Raw genomic sequence first — 17321 nt, forward strand, 5'->3', positions numbered from 1 at the left:
TACTTCCTCATATTAACAAACAATGTACATAATTAGAAGAAATCTCTTCTATAGGCAAAGGGAAACCTAGTTTATTGGAGTCGAATGGTTAATATCCAGTTTAAAACTGACATTTACACGGAGGTAGCATGATGACCGAACCAATGTTTATTACACTGATTATACTTCTATGCGCGTTCGCGCTTTTTATACAAGGTAAATTTCGTGCGGATTTAATCGCTCTTTGTGCCCTTGCTGTTCTGGGGCTGACTGGCATACTTACATTTAATGAACTGGTGGCGGGGTTTGCCAATCCCGTAGTGATTATGCTAGCGGCCCTATATATCGTCGGGGCAGGATTATTCAATACTGGAATCATAGAAAAGATAGGAAACAAATTGCTTAACTATTGTGGTGGGAATGAGTGGAAGTCACTATTGATCGTCATGGTAACGGCAGGCCTATTAAGTGCACTATTAAGCGGTACCGGTATTGTTGCCATTTTGCTTCCACTTGTAATGAGCATGGCTTTGCAACAAAAAACAAGTCCGACCCGCTATTTATTGCCACTGGCCTATGCATGCAGTATTGGCGGACTCATTACACTAACCGGTACCCCGTCAAATATGATTGTAGCCAATGTATTGAGGGAAAATGGGTTAGAGACATTTTCTTTCTTTGATTTCGCACCAATCGGTTTGATTGCATTTATAGCTGGGCTTTTCTTCATGCTCACACTGGGACGTTTGCTATTACCGGAAAAAACAATTGCAGCCAATAATAGTGTGAAGGGCTTATCCGCGGGGGAACTGGCTGGGATGTACAAAGTGTATGATCTTTTGCATTACCTACACATTCCTGCTTCATCGGATATTGTCGGAGAAAGGCTATCCGACCTTCAGCTTCCCATTCAATATGAATTGACATTAATTGAAATTCAACGGAAATCCAAAGACAAGCAGTTGCCGTTGCTTCAAAAGCAACAAACGATATCTGCCAGGGCCAATGAGGTACTGCATCCGGATGACATCATTTTGGTTTTTGGTGAAGAAGACGCGGTTCAGAGATTAGCGGAGCACTATGAATTGGAATTCAAACACTTTAATACGGAACAAATTAAGAAACATTTCCTTAGCAGTAAATTTGGTTTGACGGAAATATTGATCGTCCCGAACTCGGACTATGAAAATCAAACTCTTATTGATGTTCATTTTCGTGAAAAATACCAATGTAACGTGCTTGCAATCAATAGGAATGGTGAATATATCCAGGCGGATGTCGGAACAGAGCGTTTGAAACCTGGCGATGCGATATTGATTCACGGGGAGTGGGAGAATATCGAGAGGATTTCTTCCGATCTAGAGGATGTGATAGTGATAGGTACAACCTCAGAAGAAAGTTCCGCTGTGGATTCAAAATTCAAAACGTGGATTGCCTTGACCATAATGGGCATAATGATCGTTCTATTATCGATTGATTCAATTCCTCCTGCTTTGTCGGTCCTTACCGCTGCCTTGCTGATGATCGTAACTGGCTGTGTCCGTTCCATGGAAGATGCCTATCAAAAGATAAATTGGGAACCTATCCTATTAATTGCGGCCATGCTGGGGCTGACCGCTGCTTTTGATGATACAGGTGGTGTCAGGATGATAAGTGATTGGATGGCTTTATTATTCAATAATATTGGTGCACATGGATTATTGGCGGTCTTTTATCTCTTGACCCTGATCCTGAGCCAATTCATCCCGTATGGGGCAGCTACAGTCGTTATGACGCCCCTGGCATTAACCTCGGCAGTCAATCAGGGAATCGATCCCGTTCCGGTTTTCCTCTCACTGGCGGTTGCAGGAAGCCTGGCCTTGGCGACACCAAGAGTGGCGACTACAAATGCGTTGGTCATGACTGCGGGCGATTATAAATATGAAGATTTCACCGTCATAGGCATTGCGACACAAATCTTCATCGGTGTCATCGTGGTCATAACGATTCCATTGTTCTTCCCATTTTAATCGTGCATTAAAAAGGCCATTGTTCGATTTTAGAACAATGGCCTTTTACTATATCCGAGTAAAATAATAGAGATTCCTTCCTATATTTTTACCCATATAAAGGGTGAAAAGGGAGGATTGCGAAAGTTAGTATTATCAACGCCAACAACTAATGGTATAATTTTTGCATATTGATGTTTCGTAATTAGGGGGAATACATCATGGATGCAGAAAAAATATTAAAGAATTTAGACAGGGTAACACCTTTTTTTCAACCCATTTTCAGTGCAGATCAACATCAGGTCATCGGGTATGAAATACTAGGGCGCTATGAGGAAAAGGGCGAATATGAAAGTCTTGGTACTTTTTTTCACGATTCTTCCGTGCCTGAAGAATATCGGATAGAAGTGGATAATTATGTGTTGGAAATAGCTCTCGAACGAATAAGGGATTATGGTGAGGATTTTCTCATTTTTATTAATCGCGATCCCAATTTGCTTATGCTCGATCATGGCGAAGAATTTATGGAAATTCTCCATCGTCACTTTCAACCGGAGGAAATGAATAGAATCGTTCTTGAACTATCGGATACGATCAGCCCGGAAAACTACGAACCATTACAACATGTACTCGCCTATTTTAAAACATACGGCATTAAAATAGCATTTGATCATCTTGGGGAAGATAGTCAACTCGATCATATTGCTCAGATTTCTCCGAATATTTTAAAAGTGAATTTGAATCAACTACGAATATCAGGGGGAGACGCATACCAGGTCATTCTCTTCTCGCTCAGTATGCTAGCACGTAGGATAGGGGCCAATTTACTGTTTGAAAATATCGAATCTGAGTACCAGCTCCGTTTCGCTTGGAAGAATGGGGGGCGTTATTATCAGGGGTATTTCTTAGCAAAACCTGACGGGGAATTTATTGATAAAGATTTACTTCGAGAAAAATTTCATCAGGAATGCCAATCTTTCATATCTCTGGAAACAAAAAAGATGGAAGCCGTTTATCAAAAAACCCTACAGTTTAACGAAGGCATGCAAGATTTCATCAAACAACAAAAAGGAAAAGGTTCGCATGAGGAATTCCTCGGAATCCTGGCGAAAAAATTGGATTCAGTATGTTTTCGGTTATATATTTGTGATGAAGAAGGGTATCAGAAATCGCCTAATATTCTTCATAAAGACGGACAATGGGTGGTCCAACCTAAATATATGAATCATAATTGGAGCTGGCGCCCTTATTTCCTTGAAAATATCGTTAAAATGCGCAATGAAAAAAAAGGCATTTTATCTGATCTGTACAGTGATATCGAAACGGGGGAGACGATTAGAACCTTTTCATATCCGCTGAATAATAAAGAATATATTTTCTTTGATTTGTCCTATAGCTTCCTCTATGAAAACGAAGCCTTGTTATAAAAGCGGATGCAGGTATAATATTGTTCAAAATGTGTAACGATAAGCAAAAATAATGCTTGGAGGAGACATATTTTGAGTACATATATTTGGATTCTACTCATTGTCGTAATCATCATGTCGATATATTTACTCTTTTATACCTATTCTGTTGCAAAAGGGCAGAAAGCGGTCAAAGGGAAGTACGATTCGTCTCTCGATGATTCAGTAAAAGAGCATCCATATTTGTGGAATCCGATTTTTATTTCTTTATTGGTTGCAACGGTCTTGATTGCTGGTTTCATTTTTTATTATGCATTTAAATAATTCATAAGAAGGAAGATTTCGGAAAGTATGAAATCTTCTTTTTTTATGGAATAGCGAGAAGAAAACTACCAATATTCGGGTAGTTTTCCAATATGGTATTTTTTTTCAGTTTGGTCTTATCCATGGCGGGTAAGGAAAAGTATAGACAAAAACCGGTATGATTCGGATATTATACTACCTAGGAGATGAAACTATGAAAAAATATTTAGTTGCTTGCGTCGTTAGTGCTCTTCTTTTAATCGGAGGCTTACCTGTTACTGCAGAAGAAGGCATACATAGGGAACAAGTATTTTCGTTAATGCAGGAAGCATTAAATGATCAAGGTTCACTCAGTGAGGAAATAAGAACGGAGAAAGACATTAAAGGAAAACTGAATGATCACTTCACGGAAGAGTTCATAGATAAGTTTTATAAAGCCAATGTCGTGCAAGTCGAGGGAGGTTATATGGCCTTCGGTTCGGATTTCGCACCCTATTATATTCCTTTCTTTAGCTATGATGATCATACAGAAGTAATCTATGGGGAAAACTTGGACTACATGTATGTACAAGAGTCATTTGAGGCATCAGAAGGGGGCCCTGTCACTTCCGGGAAACATGTAGAGACAGTTACCTTGAAAAAAGAAAATGACGTCTGGAAGGTTGCCGACGTTTCATATGAAAGCGCAAATCAAAAAGAACAGGCAGATAAGTAATATAGTTGATTGGATAATCGAATATCCAGCATGAAAAAAGTCTAAAGAAGGATGATCTTCTTTAGACTTTTTTAAAATTAAAGATTCAATTCCTTTTCAATGGCATCGATATTAAAACCAATGATGGCTTTTCCATCGATGACTACTGTAGGTGTGGAATATGATCCATATTTATTAGTTAATTCTTTGCGGGCATGCCCATCTGCTTTAATATCTTTTTCCTTATATTCGATATTGTTATCATCCAGAAACAATTTCGTTATCTTGCAGGGAGGGCATTCGGGTTGTGTATATAGGGTAATGTCTTTCATGATTTCCTCCAAATAATCTTTAATTGAGTTCTTATTCATTATAAAGAATGGCACTACTTTTGGATAGGATTATATCCTGGGTTATCACGTTTGACCAAATAGTCGATTAACCCCATGGAACAGACTTCCAGGTCCATCCTAATAATCTCGAACACGGGATGGTCCCCCGTTATGCCCATTGATGCAAGGTGGGTGGTGACTTTATCGAAAATCATTTCTATAGTTGCATCGACTTGTTCCTTGAACGTTTTGTATTCGTTGAAGGCAGTTTCAGCTGTTTGAACGAAAATGGGCAACCAGTAACGCAATTGTTTATATACTTCCGTTGGATTATCCGAAACGCCGTAATGGCCAAAATATATCCGATTCACATCCAAACTTTCATACAAATCCGCAGCGGCAAGCATCGCTATGGGATTAAATTGATTAGGTGATGTAGAAGGTAAATATAATTCGATGCCATCTGGTTCAAGTTCACGATAGTACACACCGACCGTATCACCGGAAAACATTCCTTTTGAAACTGAATCGTATATGCTGAGATGGTGGTTTGCGTGGCCTGGGGTATCATACAAGGTCAAGGTACAGTTGTCGCTCGTTTCAAGGGATTCCTTGTTTCCCTTAATGATGATTTTTTCGTGCGGAACTGGAAGGATGGGGTTGAAAAGTTTGTCGAAATCCGCACCGTAGACCTCTTTTGCCCCTGCAACCAATCGCGTTGGATCTTCAAGATGGCGCGCACCTTTTGGATGGACAACCACTTTTGCGTTCGGGCAATGCTGTAAAAAAAGGCCAACCCCCCCTGCATGGTCCAAATGAATATGGGTTAGAATGATATATGTAATGTCTTCTAAAGCAATCCCCAGCGCTTGCAACCCCTTGAGTACATGAGGGATGGAGGGGCTGGCAGATGTCTCAACTAAAGTAATGTCCCTATCGGCCATTACATACGTACCAGTTCGGTTCTCCCTACCTAGATCAAAACCGTCAATGAGAGAAACACGATAACCGAGATCACTAACCTTAACCAATAAAATGCACCTCCGGAAAATTTTTTGTGTACAAAATTCATTCCTTATTTTATTCTGATAATAGTAGCATGTAAAGAATGAAGGTTTTAATTATTCTGAATTTATTTCAGCGTGGCTACTGTATAGAAAAGTATGGTATAGTGAAACCTATCGAAAAGGTTTTATTCAGAAAGGAGAGGGAGTATGTCTCAATTACAGGGCATTCTTACCAGATTGAAAAGTCTTCAAGAGCAAGCAAAGGAATCTGAATCTGCTCAGCGTTTTTTTGAAATAGATGGTGTGAAAAAATGCCAGGTTACATATTTCAGCAAAACAGAAATGTTCGAGCTTGAAGTATACAGTGATAAAGGGAAATCATCAAAATATCAATTCGATAATGTTGATATGATTACCATTGAAATCTTTGATCTTCTTCAATCTTAATTTAATTTGTAAAAGCTGCATTCCATTAGGAAAGCAGCTTTTTTATTTTGTTTATTAGTGTGATTTAGGGAGCCAGGTGGTTTGAATGAATACAATGACTTTATGACACATTATAAAGAGGAGGGATGAAGATGAAAAAACCAAAAGCGATATGCCCTGTTTGTTCCGATGAAAGGATATTAGAGGATGTTTTAACCGCCCAGTCCAATCAAAATGTTATTTATCGATGCCCTGAATGTGGTTATGAAAAAGGTGATATCAAAACAAGCAAGGGGTAATCGACCTTTTAAAAGGTCCCTTTTTTTGGAATTAAAGGGGTGTTTGATTGGGCCTTTTCTGCGTGTTTATGTTAAACTAGAATAAGGGATATATATATAAAAACATATGGTAAGGGGTTTTAACATGATCGGTACTCATGATGGGGATTTATTGGAATCCAGCGTGAAAGACTTAATGATTTCTTCTGAACGCGTGGCCCACGTGCAGGTAACCAATAATTTAGAACATGCGCTATTGGTATTAACGAAGAGCGGTTATACGGCCATTCCTGTGTTAGATCCAATGTACAAACTGCATGGCTTAATCAGCACACCAGTCATTCTCGACTCTATCTTGGGACTTGAGAGAATTGAATTTGATAATCTGGAGAATAAAAAAGTTTCCGAAATTATGAATATAGATATACCTCGTCTGAATATAGACGATCCATTGATAAAAGGGGTAGAAATGTTAATTGATCATCCATTTGTCTGTGTTGAGAATGACGAACATCTATTTGAAGGCATTCTTACGAGAAGGGCGATTTTGAAAAAAGTCTTTAAAGAACAATTGTTGCCTGAATGAGGAAATATCCATAGTAAATGAACAGTTTACCTCAGACTCGCCAAGTGGCGAGTTTTCTTATTCTACATAAATCACTAAAAATGGGTTAACCATAGATATCATATTAGTTGAGAGGATGCGTAACTTGGTACAAGCAATAAATACTTCGAACGGTCAAAACTTAAAATTAAAGCGGCCATTCATCCTTGCGGCGATCATGATGGCGATGTTCATGAATGCAATTGAAGGTACGATTGTGTCGACGGCCATGCCTGCCATTGTCAGTGACCTGGGTGGCTTTTCATTATATAGCTGGGTTTTTTCCGGCTATTTACTTATGAATGCCGTGACGGTCTTGATATATGGAAAGTTATCCGACATAGTCGGTCGAAAGCCTGTTCTTTTATTTGGCATTATCGTCTTCCTGATTGGTTCGGTTCTATGTGGCTTTGCTGACTCGATGACGGAGCTCATATTTTATCGATTTCTGCAGGGGTTTGGTGCCGGGGCAGTCGCGCCAGTCGCATCAACCATTGTCGGGGACATTTATAAGAATGAAGAGAGGGCCCGCATCCAAGGATACCTCTCAAGCGTATGGGGTATTTCTGCTGTCATGGGACCGGCATTGGGCGGGTTGATTGTCGAGTCTCTTTCTTGGAGACTTGTATTCTGGATCAACATTCCCCTGGGTTTACTATCATTCGTTGGAATCTGGATGTTCCTTCATGAAAATATTGAAAAGAAAAAACGTGATATTGACTATATAGGGGCGGCGTTGTTAACTTTATCGATTTCCACCTTGATGGTGGTCCTTGTCCAAGGTGGAGTAAAATGGTCCTGGGCTTCTACTCCAGCCATTTCACTTGTTGGAATTGCCGTCGTTTCGTTTGTTTTATTCATCGTTCAGGAAAAAAGGGCTTCCGAGCCAATGATGCCATTTGAAATATGGAAAGAGCGCTCAATTTTAATAGCGAACCTTGTTTCCCTGACAACAGGGGTGATGATGATTGGGTTGTCGAGTTTCCTGCCAACGTTTGTTCAAGGAGTAATGGAACGCTCACCGACAGTTGCAGGTTTTACACTGACTGCCATGTCCATTGGTTGGCCAATTGCTTCGGTTTTTGCTGGTAGACTCTTGTTAAAAATAGGGTTTAAGGCTACATCACTCCTTGGTGGGGTTTCTTTGATTCTTGGAAGCGTGATTTTAGTTTTGATGAAGCCAGAAGCTGGTCCACTTATTGCAGCAATGGGATCTTTCTTTGTTGGAGTGGGGATGGGTTTGACATCGACATCCTTCATCGTCGTCATACAAAAGACGGTCAGTTGGGAACGCCGGGGGATTGCAACTGCCTCGAATATGTTCATGCGGAATCTTGGGAATACTGTGGGAGCCGCTTTACTCGGGGGAGTCATGAATACAAGGCTGCAAGCCTATTTGAATGAACATGCAGCAGTTGAATCAAAAGTGACGATCGACACAGCCAATAAATTATTGGATAGTGAAGAGCGTGCTATGTTGCCTAAAGATGTAGTAGAGGTATTACAGGAAGGACTTACGACGTCCCTGCACACCATTTATCTCATCGTCCTACTTTTTGCCGTTATCAGTCTAGTGACTCTGACAAGACTAAAGAAAAGGGAAAAGGGAACTGAATAGTTAGAAAGAAGAGGCAATCTACACATGGGTTGCCTCTTCTTTTGGATGCTCAAGGTCCATGCCTACACGAGTGACAATATGAATCACTGAGGCGTTGGTTACGCCATGTAAAATGAATTTGAACTGTTGGGTGGGGGGAGGTTTCTTTCGAGAATTTAGATCATGGCACTCTAGACTCTGCAAACCCGATGATGAGCAATAAAACATCATCATGAGTATCATTCCATTTCTTTTCTCTTGTAATATAGGTGATCTTTGTTGATAATTAAATTTATATAAAATGAATCAATGTGATAAGAATTAATTATCAAGAGGTTGGTGTGTATGTCTTTTTCAGAATATCATTTATTATCCGTTTTGGCCCAGGAGATGAATATGAGGAAAGCTGCGGAGCGTTTATTCGTTTCCCAGCCTGCGCTTTCACAACGTCTGCAAACAATAGAGAAGGATTGGGGATCAAAGTTGTTCCTGCGTTCGCAAAAAGGGCTTTCCTTGACACCTGCTGGTGAAGCGGTCATTCGATTGGCTAATGATATATTGGCCAAGGAAGAAACGGTGAGGGAAAGTATCCAGGCAATGGATCATGAAGTATATGGTACCTTGAAAATTGCTTGTGCTTCAATAGTCGGACAGAACTGGTTACCACAAGTTTTGAAAAAGTTCGTACAAAAATATCCCTATGCCAAAATTTCTTTAATCACTGGCTGGAGCAGTGAAATTTTAAAGTCCTTATATGAGGGGCAGGTCCATATCGGCATCATCCGTGGGGCACCCGATTGGAAAGGCGTAAAACAGCATTTGTTTACGGATATGCTTTACCTGGTGGACACAGAGATGAAGGAACTGGACCAGGTATTCGAAACGGATCGCCCTTTTATCCAGTTTAAAAGTGATTCGAATTATTATCAGGAAATACAGGATTGGTGGCATCGTCAATTCAAGACCACCCCTAAAAATACGATAGTCGTCGATCAAATTGAAACATGTAAGCAAATGGTATTCAATGGGATTGGCTATGCGATCCTACCTGCCATCACTTTACATGATAAAGACACGAATATCTTTAAGATTCCCCTCTTGGATGGACAAAACCATTCAATCGAACGGGATACATGGCTTTGTGGATATGAATCTGCTTTTCAGCTTAAACAGGTACAAGCCTTCACGGAAGTGGTCAAAGAACATATACGTGATCAAGGCATGTTGTGAGTCTTCGAAAGATGGTGTCACGCTAGTAAAAACCATTTATAAAAAGATATTCATTCCTTGTCTTGTAAGCTGTTGTCTGTTAAATTTAAAACGAGTAACGATACATAATTAGGAGGTTTTACCGAGCATGAACAAAATGGATGCAAATGAAATTATTTCTTTTATCTCCAATAGTAAAAAGTCAACACCAGTAAAGGTATATGTCAAAGGTGAATTAGATGGCGTAGATTTTGGCCCTGCTGCTAAAACTTTCATTACAGGCAACACCGGCGTTGTATTCGGTGAGTGGTCTGAAATTGAAACGGCTATCGAAACAGCTGGATCGAAGATTGAAGATTATGTGATTGAAAATGATCGTCGCAATTCTGCTATACCACTATTAGATTTAAAAGGCATCAAGGCCCGCATCGAGCCAGGTGCAGTGATTCGTGACCAAGTTTCAATTGGTGACAATGCGGTTATCATGATGGGAGCATCAATCAATATCGGTTCTGTTATTGGTGAAGGTACAATGATCGACATGAATGCAACTCTTGGAGGACGTGCAACAGTGGGCAAAAACTGTCATGTGGGGGCTGGAGCTGTCCTTGCTGGTGTCATTGAGCCACCTTCAGCAAAACCTGTCGTGTTGGAAGATGATGTGTTAATTGGTGCTAACGCAGTCGTTCTGGAAGGCGTAACAATCGGGAAAGGTTCAGTTGTGGCGGCAGGAGCCATCGTCACGAAAGATGTCCCTCCATACTCAGTGGCTGCTGGTATACCGGCTAAAGTCATTAAACAAATAGATGAAAAAACAAAATCAAAAACTGAAATCATGCAAGAGCTTCGTCAACTTTAATTCCAACCTGAAATATGTTCAAGAGCGTGGATACCTATATCCACGCTTTCTGTATAGGGAGTGAAAAAATATGGAACAGAGCCCGTTTGTTACGATACGGCGCGATTTACATCAAATACCGGAAATAGGTTTTCAAGAATTCAAGACGCAACAATATTTGCTTACATACATAATGAACTTGGCTTCAGAACGAATGGAAGTCGAAACTTGGAAAACAGGGATCTTCGTGAAAATCAAAGGAAATAATCCCAATAAGGTAATTGGCTACCGAGCTGATATCGATGGTTTGCCAATTATAGAAGAGACAGGATTGCCATTTGCCTCTACACATGACGACTATATGCATGCGTGTGGACATGATTTCCACATGAGCATAGGCCTCGGTGTACTGACACATTTTGTTGAACATCCAATCGATGATGACTTAGTATTCATTTTTCAACCGGCTGAGGAAGGGCCAGGCGGGGCTGAACCGATGTTGAAATCCGAGATAATGAAAAAATGGAAGCCTGACATGATTCTTGCTCTCCATGTGGCACCTGAATACCCGGTTGGGACGATTGCGGTTAAAGAGGGACTTTTATTTGCAAATACATCTGAACTATTCATCGATCTGGAAGGCAAGGGCGGACATGCAGCCTATCCGCACAATACGAATGATATGGTCATCACTGCCTGTTCACTTGTGGGACAATTGCAAACCATTGTTTCCCGTAATGTGAACCCATTGGATTCAGCGGTAATCACCATTGGAAAGATTACGGGAGGAACCGTTCAAAATATCATTGCGGAGAAGGCTCGTTTAGAAGGCACTATAAGGACCCTGGACCCTGAAACGATGGTTAAGGTTAAGTCACGGATCGAAGCCCTTGTAGAGGGCATTAAAGTAGGATATGAGTGTAAAGCGACAATAGACTATGGCTGCATGTATCATCAAGTATATAATGATGAGAAGTTGACCAGTGAATTCATGGATTTCACCGAACAATCATCAGAGGTTCAATTGCATCGCTGTACAGAAGCGATGACGGGGGAAGACTTCGGTTATATGTTGAAGGAGATTCCGGGCTTCATGTTCTGGCTTGGTGTAGCATCCGATTATGGGTTGCATCATGCCAAGTTAATGCCCGATGAGAAAGCCATTCAACTTGCCATCGATCATTTAGCAAAGTATATAACGTATAAAGGTAAAAGAGCATAACAGTAGAGGGTATGACCATGGTAAATGATGATATATCCTGTAAGACGAATGGAAGAGTTTGGAGGGCTTACTGTGAAAAAGGAATTTGCAGTGATAGGGCTTGGCCGTTTTGGCGGCAGTATTGTTAGGACCTTGGCAGAAGAGGGAATGGGTGTGCTAGCCATCGATGTGGATGAAGACCGCGTTAATGAATATGCCAGAATAGCTTCGCATGCCGTCGTTGGAGATACGACTGATGAAAACGTACTTAGAAATATCGGTATCCGGAATTTTGAACACGTCATTGTCGCTATTGGGGAAAATATTCAGGCAAGCATTTTAACGACCCTCATGCTTAAAGAACTGGGTGTCAGCAATGTTACGGTCAAGGCCCAGAATGACTATCATGAGAAAGTGCTCCGAAAGATTGGAGCGGATTTCGTGGTTCATCCAGAACGGGATATGGGAAGGCGTATTGCCCATAACATCGGTTCTAATAACATCCTGGATTATCTTGAGCTTTCCGATGAACATTCCATTGTGGAAATCGTGGCAAGCCAAAAGATGAACGGAAAATCGATATTCGATCTAGACATCCGGGCCCACTACGGGTTGAATATTGTCGGGATTAAAAGAGAAAATGAAATTAATGTTTCGCCCCAGGCCAATGATTTGATCCATAAAGGGGATATCTTGATAGTCATTGGAGCCGATTCTGACATCAATCGGTTTGAAAAGAAAATCGTCGATTAAAAAAAGGAGGACCTGCCGATTTCTGCAGGTCCTCCTTTCCTTTAAACTAAAAAAAACCCCAGCCATTCGGCTGGGGTTTCTTAATTATTGTACCTCCATGATGATCGGAAGGATCATCGGGCGGCGTTTTGTTTTTTCATATAAGAATGGTGATAGAGTATCTGTAATCTCATTTTTGATTTCAGACCATTGAGTGGTCTTGCGCTCCATCACTTTATTCAGGTGCTTGGTGATGAGGGACTGAGCATCATTGATCAGGTCTCCAGATTCTCTCATGTAAACGAAACCACGTGAAATGATATCCGGACCGGAAGCGATTTTGAATTCCTTCATATTGATGCTGACAACGACAACAACAAGTCCTTCTTCGGAAAGGATTCTACGGTCACGTAAAACGATGTTCCCGATATCGCCGATGCCGCTTCCATCGATATAAACCGATCCTGAAGGGATTTTCCCGGCGATTTGAGCCGTATTTTCACTTAATGAAAGTACCTCACCATTATCCATGATAAAGCAATTTTCCTCAGGTACACCGCAATCCATTGCATGACCTGCATGAAGTTTTTGCATACGGTATTCACCATGAATCGGCATGAAGAATTTTGGCTTGATTAAACGAAGCATTAACTTTTGTTCCTGTTGACCGCCATGACCGGAAGTATGAATATTATTCAATGGACCGGAAATGACATCTGCGCCCGCACGATATAATTGGTTAATGGTTCTTGATACGCTGATCGTGTTACCTGGAATTGGTGAAGAAGAGAAAACGACAGTATCTCCAGGTATAATTTGAATTTGACGGTGAGTTCCGTTTGCAATTCTTGAAAGAGCTGCCATTGGTTCACCTTGGCTACCTGTACAAAGGATGGTCACCTTGTTTGCAGGCATCCGGTTCAATTGCTGTACATCGATAAATGTATCTTTAGGTGCAACGATATAACCAAGTTCTTGACCGATAGCGATAGCTGAATCCATACTACGTCCAAAGACGGCAATTTTACGGCCATTTTCAACAGCTGCTTCAACGACTTGTTGAAGGCGATGGATATTGGATGCAAAGGTTGCAAAGATGATCCGACCATCTACTTTACGGAAGATATCTTGAATCGTATCGCCTACGCGGCTCTCTGACATCGTAAAGTTCTGCACTTCACTATTCGTGCTGTCGGATAGTAAGCACAATACGCCTTCTTTTCCGATTTCGGCCATTTTTGTCAAATTGGCCGGTTCTCCTACAGGTGTAAAGTCGAATTTGAAATCACCAGTATGGACAATTTGTCCAGGAGGAGTTTTAACCACGATTCCGTAAGAATCCGGGATACTGTGAGTCGTACGGAAGAAAGAGACAGAAGTCTTCCGGAATTTGATGACTTCATCTTCACTGATTTCAATCATCGTTGTCTGGCGTAATAGACCATGTTCTTCCAATTTATTGCGAAGTAGTCCAAGTGCCAGCTTGCCGCCGTATACAGGGACATTCACTTTTCTTAGTAAATATGGAATTCCGCCAATGTGATCTTCATGACCATGTGTGATGAAGACACCTTTAATTTTATCTACATTTTTTTCTAAATAGCTGTAATCTGGTATCACATAGTCTATTCCGAGGAGTTCGTCTTCCGGGAATTTAATTCCCGCATCGATGACGATGATCTCATCTTGGAATTGAACAGCATATGTGTTCTTACCGATTTCGCCTAAACCGCCCAAGGCGAATACAGCAGTTTGATCGTTTTTCACAAATTTCATAAATTATCCTAGCTCCAATACTTTAAAATCTTCACTTTGTTTTTCGTATTCCAAATATGCGCCAGCTACTGGTGCTACTAACTCTACGTTATAAGGTTTTTCCTTTAGCTTTAAACGGACGTCGCGGACGGATTCACCTTCCACATACATCGTTTGCGTATTCTCCCTGATGGGAACCTCAGATATGGTTACTTGATAGTATACCTTAAAAACCATTTTAATCTCTCCTCACTTGTTTACATTGCTTTTTTTCATTATATATAAAAACAACAATTTTTACATGTTTTTCAACATCATGGAAAAACAAACCCAACTTACCTTTTGGAAGAGGGGTTTTTATTTAACTTATTATACCAATACGGAATAGTATATAAAAATAAATAGCTGAATTCGTAGGTTTAACCAACCTCTATCCTTTATCCTTTCCGTTTTTACTACGTGTAAAACTTAATTGGATAAAGAAATGTTCCGGAATGGGCCTCTTTAAAAGGAACATCTATGTATTTAAAAAATAATCCTTCAATCAATGCTTGGTGAAATCGGTTTCTTGCTAAAAAAAAGGGAATCACCGGATATGTGAACCTGTGCAAAGAGATGGATATTATAGTATGTACATGTAATCTTTCAAAGTAGGCTTAATAAGAACTGTACAACAAGGAAGAAGCCCTCCGCAAGTTTTTGAAGGGCTGTACAAAAAAATCTCGCAAATGGATGACGGCCATTGGCAGAATGAAAATGGCATCATGCGATTGATTTTTTTCTTAGAAGATCATTCCATTGTTTTACAAGCTTTTTACGAAGCTTCTTTAACATGGCGATCACGCTCCCTTAGTTATTATTGTATAGGATTATTCAATAAAGTAAATACGTCTTTACAGGTAAAAGGCTTATTTATGAAAAAAAGGCCGTCATTTCTACCATATGCTTGGCTATCTTGGGAGAGTGTGAAGGGGGATTTAGATGTCTCATATATAATATATGCTGAACCACGAATGAAAAACCTGGATAAATGTGGTGTTTTTGAAAAGGAGTTACTTGACTTATTTTAATGACAATTATTAAATGGGTACATATTAAAAAAAGGTAAACTGAATGAATTGGAAGTGAATAGTCAGTGAAAATCGTATTCTTTGATATTGATGGAACATTACTGGATCATGAAAAAAAATTACCGGCTTCAACAAAGAAAGCAGTGAAGCAACTGCAGGATAGCGGAGTCTTCGTAGCCATTGCGACGGGACGTGCTCCATTCATGTTTGAAGACTTAAGAGAAGAACTTGGTATCGATACATTCGTTAGTTTTAATGGACAATATGTCGTTTTTGAAGGGGAAGTCATCTATAAAAACCCGTTGAATCTATCTGAAATCAGAAGGCTGCATAAGGCTGCGGAGGAAAATGAAGTGCCTATCGTATTCATGAATGAGGAAACGATGCAATCAAGCGTTCCGTATCATAATCGGATTGAAGAAGCCTTGAGCACTCTAAAATTCCCACATCCGGGGCATCAGGCGGATTTTTATGAAAATAATGACATTTATCAAGCCTTATTATTTTGCTCTGAGGATGAAGAATCGGAGTACGTGGGTATGTACGATAAATTTAACTTTATTAGATGGCATACCTATTCAACGGATGTTTTGCCTTTTGGGGGTTCAAAGGCTGAAGGGATAAAGACTTTGATGAAAAAGGTCGGATTTGACCTTGAGGATGTATATGCATTTGGAGATGGCTTAAATGATATAGAAATGCTTAAAGCTGTGGGGTATGGAGTGGCTATGGGCAACGCAGGACAGCTCGTCAAACAGGAAGCTGATTACGTGACAACGGACGTCGATAAAGACGGCATCCTCCATGGGCTAAAAGAACTTGAATTGATTTAATGTAAGGCAGGCAGCAAGACCCCCACTTATATAAACGGTGGGGGTCTTTGCTGCCTTTACTGGGATGAAACTCATCTTTCAATTGGAATGTAACTTTCTGGGACGTTGAAAGGATCATCATGATTGATGTGATCATAAAACATAATACCATTTAAATGATCGATTTCATGTTGGAAGCAGATGGAGGCCAAACCTTTTAACCGGAGCTGAACATCTTCTCCTTCTATGTTTGTACCTGATACCTTTATACGGGCATAACGAGGTACATAACCAGAAATGGGCCGATTAACGGAGAGGCAGCCTTCGCCGGCGGTAAGATAGGACCTTTCAATGGAATGGCTTACGAGTTTTGGGTTGAATAGAGCATAGCTAATTAATTCGCCTTTTTCATTTTTAAGATGTACGGCGATCATGCGTTTGGATATATTCACCTGTGGTGCGGCCAAACCAATTCCTGCCCTCAAACCATATTTCAAAGCGATTTCAGTATCCTGGCTATTTTGTACATACTCCATTAAGTCGGCCAAGACCTTTTTGTCCTCTTCAGAAGCAGGTAGTGGAACTTCTTCAGCCACTTTCCTTAATATTGGATTGTCTTCTTCAACAAAATCATCCATTGTAAACAAGTTCTTTCACCCCACTAAGTTTCATAAATATATGTATGGGATTATTTTAACAAAAATATGCTCGGAAGTTAATATAAGAGACAATGATAGGGAAGAAGGACCATCCCTATCATTATATTATTTACGGCATTATAGTCTGTTTCTTTTTCATTTTCATTTATAATTTTCTTTAATAAGGGTATTTAGATGATATTTTGGGTAAAGGGAGAGGGTGATTATCTGTTTAGCATAAGCATGCGCCGACAATGATCAGTAGTATGAATAAGACTACGATTAAAGCGAAGCCGCCGCCGAAACCACAACCGCCACCGCCACCGCCGTAACCTCCATAACCATAACTTGGTGCAGCGGATACTGGATAACAACAATCTTGGGTGTAACCTCCATAATACATAATTATACCTCCGTTTTATATTTTGGGATTCAACCATCTTGATTTGAAA

The 17321-nt window shown here is 40.3% G+C and carries 19 protein-coding genes; 13 read left to right on the plus strand and 6 right to left on the minus strand.

Features of this window, described 5'->3' with window-relative positions:
• Positions 1–131 precede the first annotated feature (131 nt).
• The 4 genes from ACQKIC_RS09080 to ACQKIC_RS09095 all read left to right on the plus strand — a co-directional run bounded on the left by ACQKIC_RS09080 (position 132) and on the right by ACQKIC_RS09095 (position 4391).
• Positions 132–1988, plus strand: a complete 1857-nt coding sequence (locus tag ACQKIC_RS09080) for an SLC13 family permease (RefSeq protein ID WP_427591058.1) — start codon at positions 132–134, stop codon at positions 1986–1988.
• Positions 1989–2188: 200 nt separating this feature from the next.
• A complete protein-coding gene (locus ACQKIC_RS09085; RefSeq protein ID WP_402868016.1) occupies positions 2189–3394 on the plus strand; it encodes an EAL domain-containing protein in 1206 nt (401 codons plus the stop codon).
• A gap of 72 nt (positions 3395–3466) precedes the next feature.
• Positions 3467–3697, plus strand: a complete 231-nt coding sequence (locus ACQKIC_RS09090) for a hypothetical protein (protein ID WP_402868018.1) — start codon at positions 3467–3469, stop codon at positions 3695–3697.
• 193 nt (positions 3698–3890) lie between these two features.
• Entirely contained in the window at positions 3891–4391 is a 501-nt protein-coding gene (locus ACQKIC_RS09095; protein WP_402987717.1) for a DUF3993 domain-containing protein, read from the plus strand.
• 77 nt (positions 4392–4468) lie between these two features.
• On the opposite strand, the gene ACQKIC_RS09100 is transcribed toward ACQKIC_RS09095, so the two are convergent.
• Both ACQKIC_RS09100 and ACQKIC_RS09105 read right to left on the minus strand, forming a co-directional pair.
• The gene (locus tag ACQKIC_RS09100) at positions 4469–4702 is read right to left on the minus strand and encodes a glutaredoxin family protein (RefSeq protein ID WP_402868022.1); all 234 of its coding nucleotides are present in this window, start codon (positions 4700–4702) and stop codon (positions 4469–4471) included.
• Between the two features lie 53 nt (positions 4703–4755).
• Positions 4756–5733, minus strand: a complete 978-nt coding sequence (locus ACQKIC_RS09105; RefSeq protein WP_427591059.1) for an MBL fold metallo-hydrolase — start codon at positions 5731–5733, stop codon at positions 4756–4758.
• Between the two features lie 183 nt (positions 5734–5916).
• On the opposite strand from ACQKIC_RS09105, the gene ACQKIC_RS09110 reads away from it, so the two are divergent.
• From ACQKIC_RS09110 to ACQKIC_RS09145, 8 genes are all read left to right on the plus strand, one after another.
• The gene (locus ACQKIC_RS09110) at positions 5917–6156 is read left to right on the plus strand and encodes a YkuJ family protein (protein ID WP_402868027.1); all 240 of its coding nucleotides are present in this window, start codon (positions 5917–5919) and stop codon (positions 6154–6156) included.
• Positions 6157–6287: 131 nt separating this feature from the next.
• On the plus strand, positions 6288–6434 hold the full coding sequence (locus ACQKIC_RS09115; protein ID WP_402868029.1) for a hypothetical protein: 147 nt from the start codon (positions 6288–6290) through the stop codon (positions 6432–6434).
• Positions 6435–6558: 124 nt separating this feature from the next.
• Positions 6559–6999 carry a cyclic-di-AMP-binding protein CbpB gene (cbpB, locus tag ACQKIC_RS09120; RefSeq protein WP_402868031.1) on the plus strand — a complete coding sequence of 147 codons (441 nt, stop codon included), beginning with the start codon at positions 6559–6561 and terminating at the stop codon, positions 6997–6999.
• Between the two features lie 91 nt (positions 7000–7090).
• Positions 7091–8635: an MDR family MFS transporter gene (locus ACQKIC_RS09125; protein ID WP_427591157.1), complete on the plus strand. Its 1545-nt coding sequence runs from the start codon at positions 7091–7093 to the stop codon at positions 8633–8635.
• Between the two features lie 324 nt (positions 8636–8959).
• Positions 8960–9844 (plus strand): LysR family transcriptional regulator, encoded by an 885-nt coding sequence (locus ACQKIC_RS09130; protein ID WP_402868033.1) that lies wholly within the window; start codon positions 8960–8962, stop codon positions 9842–9844.
• A gap of 127 nt (positions 9845–9971) precedes the next feature.
• The gene (gene dapD, locus ACQKIC_RS09135) at positions 9972–10682 is read left to right on the plus strand and encodes a 2,3,4,5-tetrahydropyridine-2,6-dicarboxylate N-acetyltransferase (protein ID WP_402868035.1); all 711 of its coding nucleotides are present in this window, start codon (positions 9972–9974) and stop codon (positions 10680–10682) included.
• 70 nt (positions 10683–10752) lie between these two features.
• Positions 10753–11883, plus strand: a complete 1131-nt coding sequence (locus ACQKIC_RS09140; protein WP_407407906.1) for an N-acetyldiaminopimelate deacetylase — start codon at positions 10753–10755, stop codon at positions 11881–11883.
• Between the two features lie 72 nt (positions 11884–11955).
• Positions 11956–12615 (plus strand): potassium channel family protein, encoded by a 660-nt coding sequence (locus tag ACQKIC_RS09145; RefSeq protein WP_402868561.1) that lies wholly within the window; start codon positions 11956–11958, stop codon positions 12613–12615.
• Between the two features lie 84 nt (positions 12616–12699).
• Here ACQKIC_RS09145 and rnjA read toward each other — a convergent pair whose 3' ends face one another.
• Together rnjA and ACQKIC_RS09155 are read right to left on the minus strand one after the other, a co-directional pair.
• Complete coding sequence (gene rnjA, locus ACQKIC_RS09150; RefSeq protein ID WP_402868038.1) at positions 12700–14370, minus strand: ribonuclease J1; 1671 nt, start codon at positions 14368–14370, stop codon at positions 12700–12702.
• Positions 14371–14373: 3 nt separating this feature from the next.
• On the minus strand, positions 14374–14586 hold the full coding sequence (locus ACQKIC_RS09155; RefSeq protein WP_402868040.1) for a DNA-dependent RNA polymerase subunit epsilon: 213 nt from the start codon (positions 14584–14586) through the stop codon (positions 14374–14376).
• Positions 14587–15484: 898 nt separating this feature from the next.
• Between ACQKIC_RS09155 and ACQKIC_RS09160 the strand changes: the two genes are divergently transcribed.
• The gene (locus ACQKIC_RS09160) at positions 15485–16252 is read left to right on the plus strand and encodes a Cof-type HAD-IIB family hydrolase (RefSeq protein ID WP_402868042.1); all 768 of its coding nucleotides are present in this window, start codon (positions 15485–15487) and stop codon (positions 16250–16252) included.
• Positions 16253–16323: 71 nt separating this feature from the next.
• Here the strand turns inward: ACQKIC_RS09160 and def are convergent, their stop codons facing one another.
• Together def and ACQKIC_RS09170 are read right to left on the minus strand one after the other, a co-directional pair.
• Positions 16324–16878: a peptide deformylase gene (def, locus tag ACQKIC_RS09165; RefSeq protein ID WP_427591060.1), complete on the minus strand. Its 555-nt coding sequence runs from the start codon at positions 16876–16878 to the stop codon at positions 16324–16326.
• Positions 16879–17101: 223 nt separating this feature from the next.
• Positions 17102–17272 (minus strand): YjcZ family sporulation protein, encoded by a 171-nt coding sequence (locus tag ACQKIC_RS09170; protein ID WP_402956130.1) that lies wholly within the window; start codon positions 17270–17272, stop codon positions 17102–17104.
• Positions 17273–17321: the final 49 nt, after the last annotated feature.

It is taken from the genome of Peribacillus sp. NPDC046944, assembly GCF_050272735.1.
GTDB lineage: Bacteria > Bacillota > Bacilli > Bacillales > DSM-1321 > Peribacillus.

Excerpts from the sequence above, each read along its gene's own strand:
- ACQKIC_RS09080 (WP_427591058.1), top strand. The coding sequence starts at position 132 with ATGACCGAACCAATGTTTATTACACTGATTATACTTCTATGCGCGTTC.
- ACQKIC_RS09085 (WP_402868016.1), top strand. The coding sequence starts at position 2,189 with ATGGATGCAGAAAAAATATTAAAGAATTTAGACAGGGTAACACCTTTT.
- ACQKIC_RS09095 (WP_402987717.1), top strand. The coding sequence starts at position 3,891 with ATGAAAAAATATTTAGTTGCTTGCGTCGTTAGTGCTCTTCTTTTAATC.
- ACQKIC_RS09100 (WP_402868022.1), bottom strand. The coding sequence starts at position 4,702 with ATGAAAGACATTACCCTATATACACAACCCGAATGCCCTCCCTGCAAG.
- ACQKIC_RS09110 (WP_402868027.1), top strand. The coding sequence starts at position 5,917 with ATGTCTCAATTACAGGGCATTCTTACCAGATTGAAAAGTCTTCAAGAG.
- ACQKIC_RS09115 (WP_402868029.1), top strand. The coding sequence starts at position 6,288 with ATGAAAAAACCAAAAGCGATATGCCCTGTTTGTTCCGATGAAAGGATA.
- cbpB (WP_402868031.1), top strand. The coding sequence starts at position 6,559 with ATGATCGGTACTCATGATGGGGATTTATTGGAATCCAGCGTGAAAGAC.
- ACQKIC_RS09130 (WP_402868033.1), top strand. The coding sequence starts at position 8,960 with ATGTCTTTTTCAGAATATCATTTATTATCCGTTTTGGCCCAGGAGATG.
- dapD (WP_402868035.1), top strand. The coding sequence starts at position 9,972 with ATGAACAAAATGGATGCAAATGAAATTATTTCTTTTATCTCCAATAGT.
- ACQKIC_RS09140 (WP_407407906.1), top strand. The coding sequence starts at position 10,753 with ATGGAACAGAGCCCGTTTGTTACGATACGGCGCGATTTACATCAAATA.
- rnjA (WP_402868038.1), bottom strand. The coding sequence starts at position 14,370 with ATGAAATTTGTGAAAAACGATCAAACTGCTGTATTCGCCTTGGGCGGT.
- ACQKIC_RS09155 (WP_402868040.1), bottom strand. The coding sequence starts at position 14,586 with ATGGTTTTTAAGGTATACTATCAAGTAACCATATCTGAGGTTCCCATC.
- ACQKIC_RS09170 (WP_402956130.1), bottom strand. The coding sequence starts at position 17,272 with ATGTATTATGGAGGTTACACCCAAGATTGTTGTTATCCAGTATCCGCT.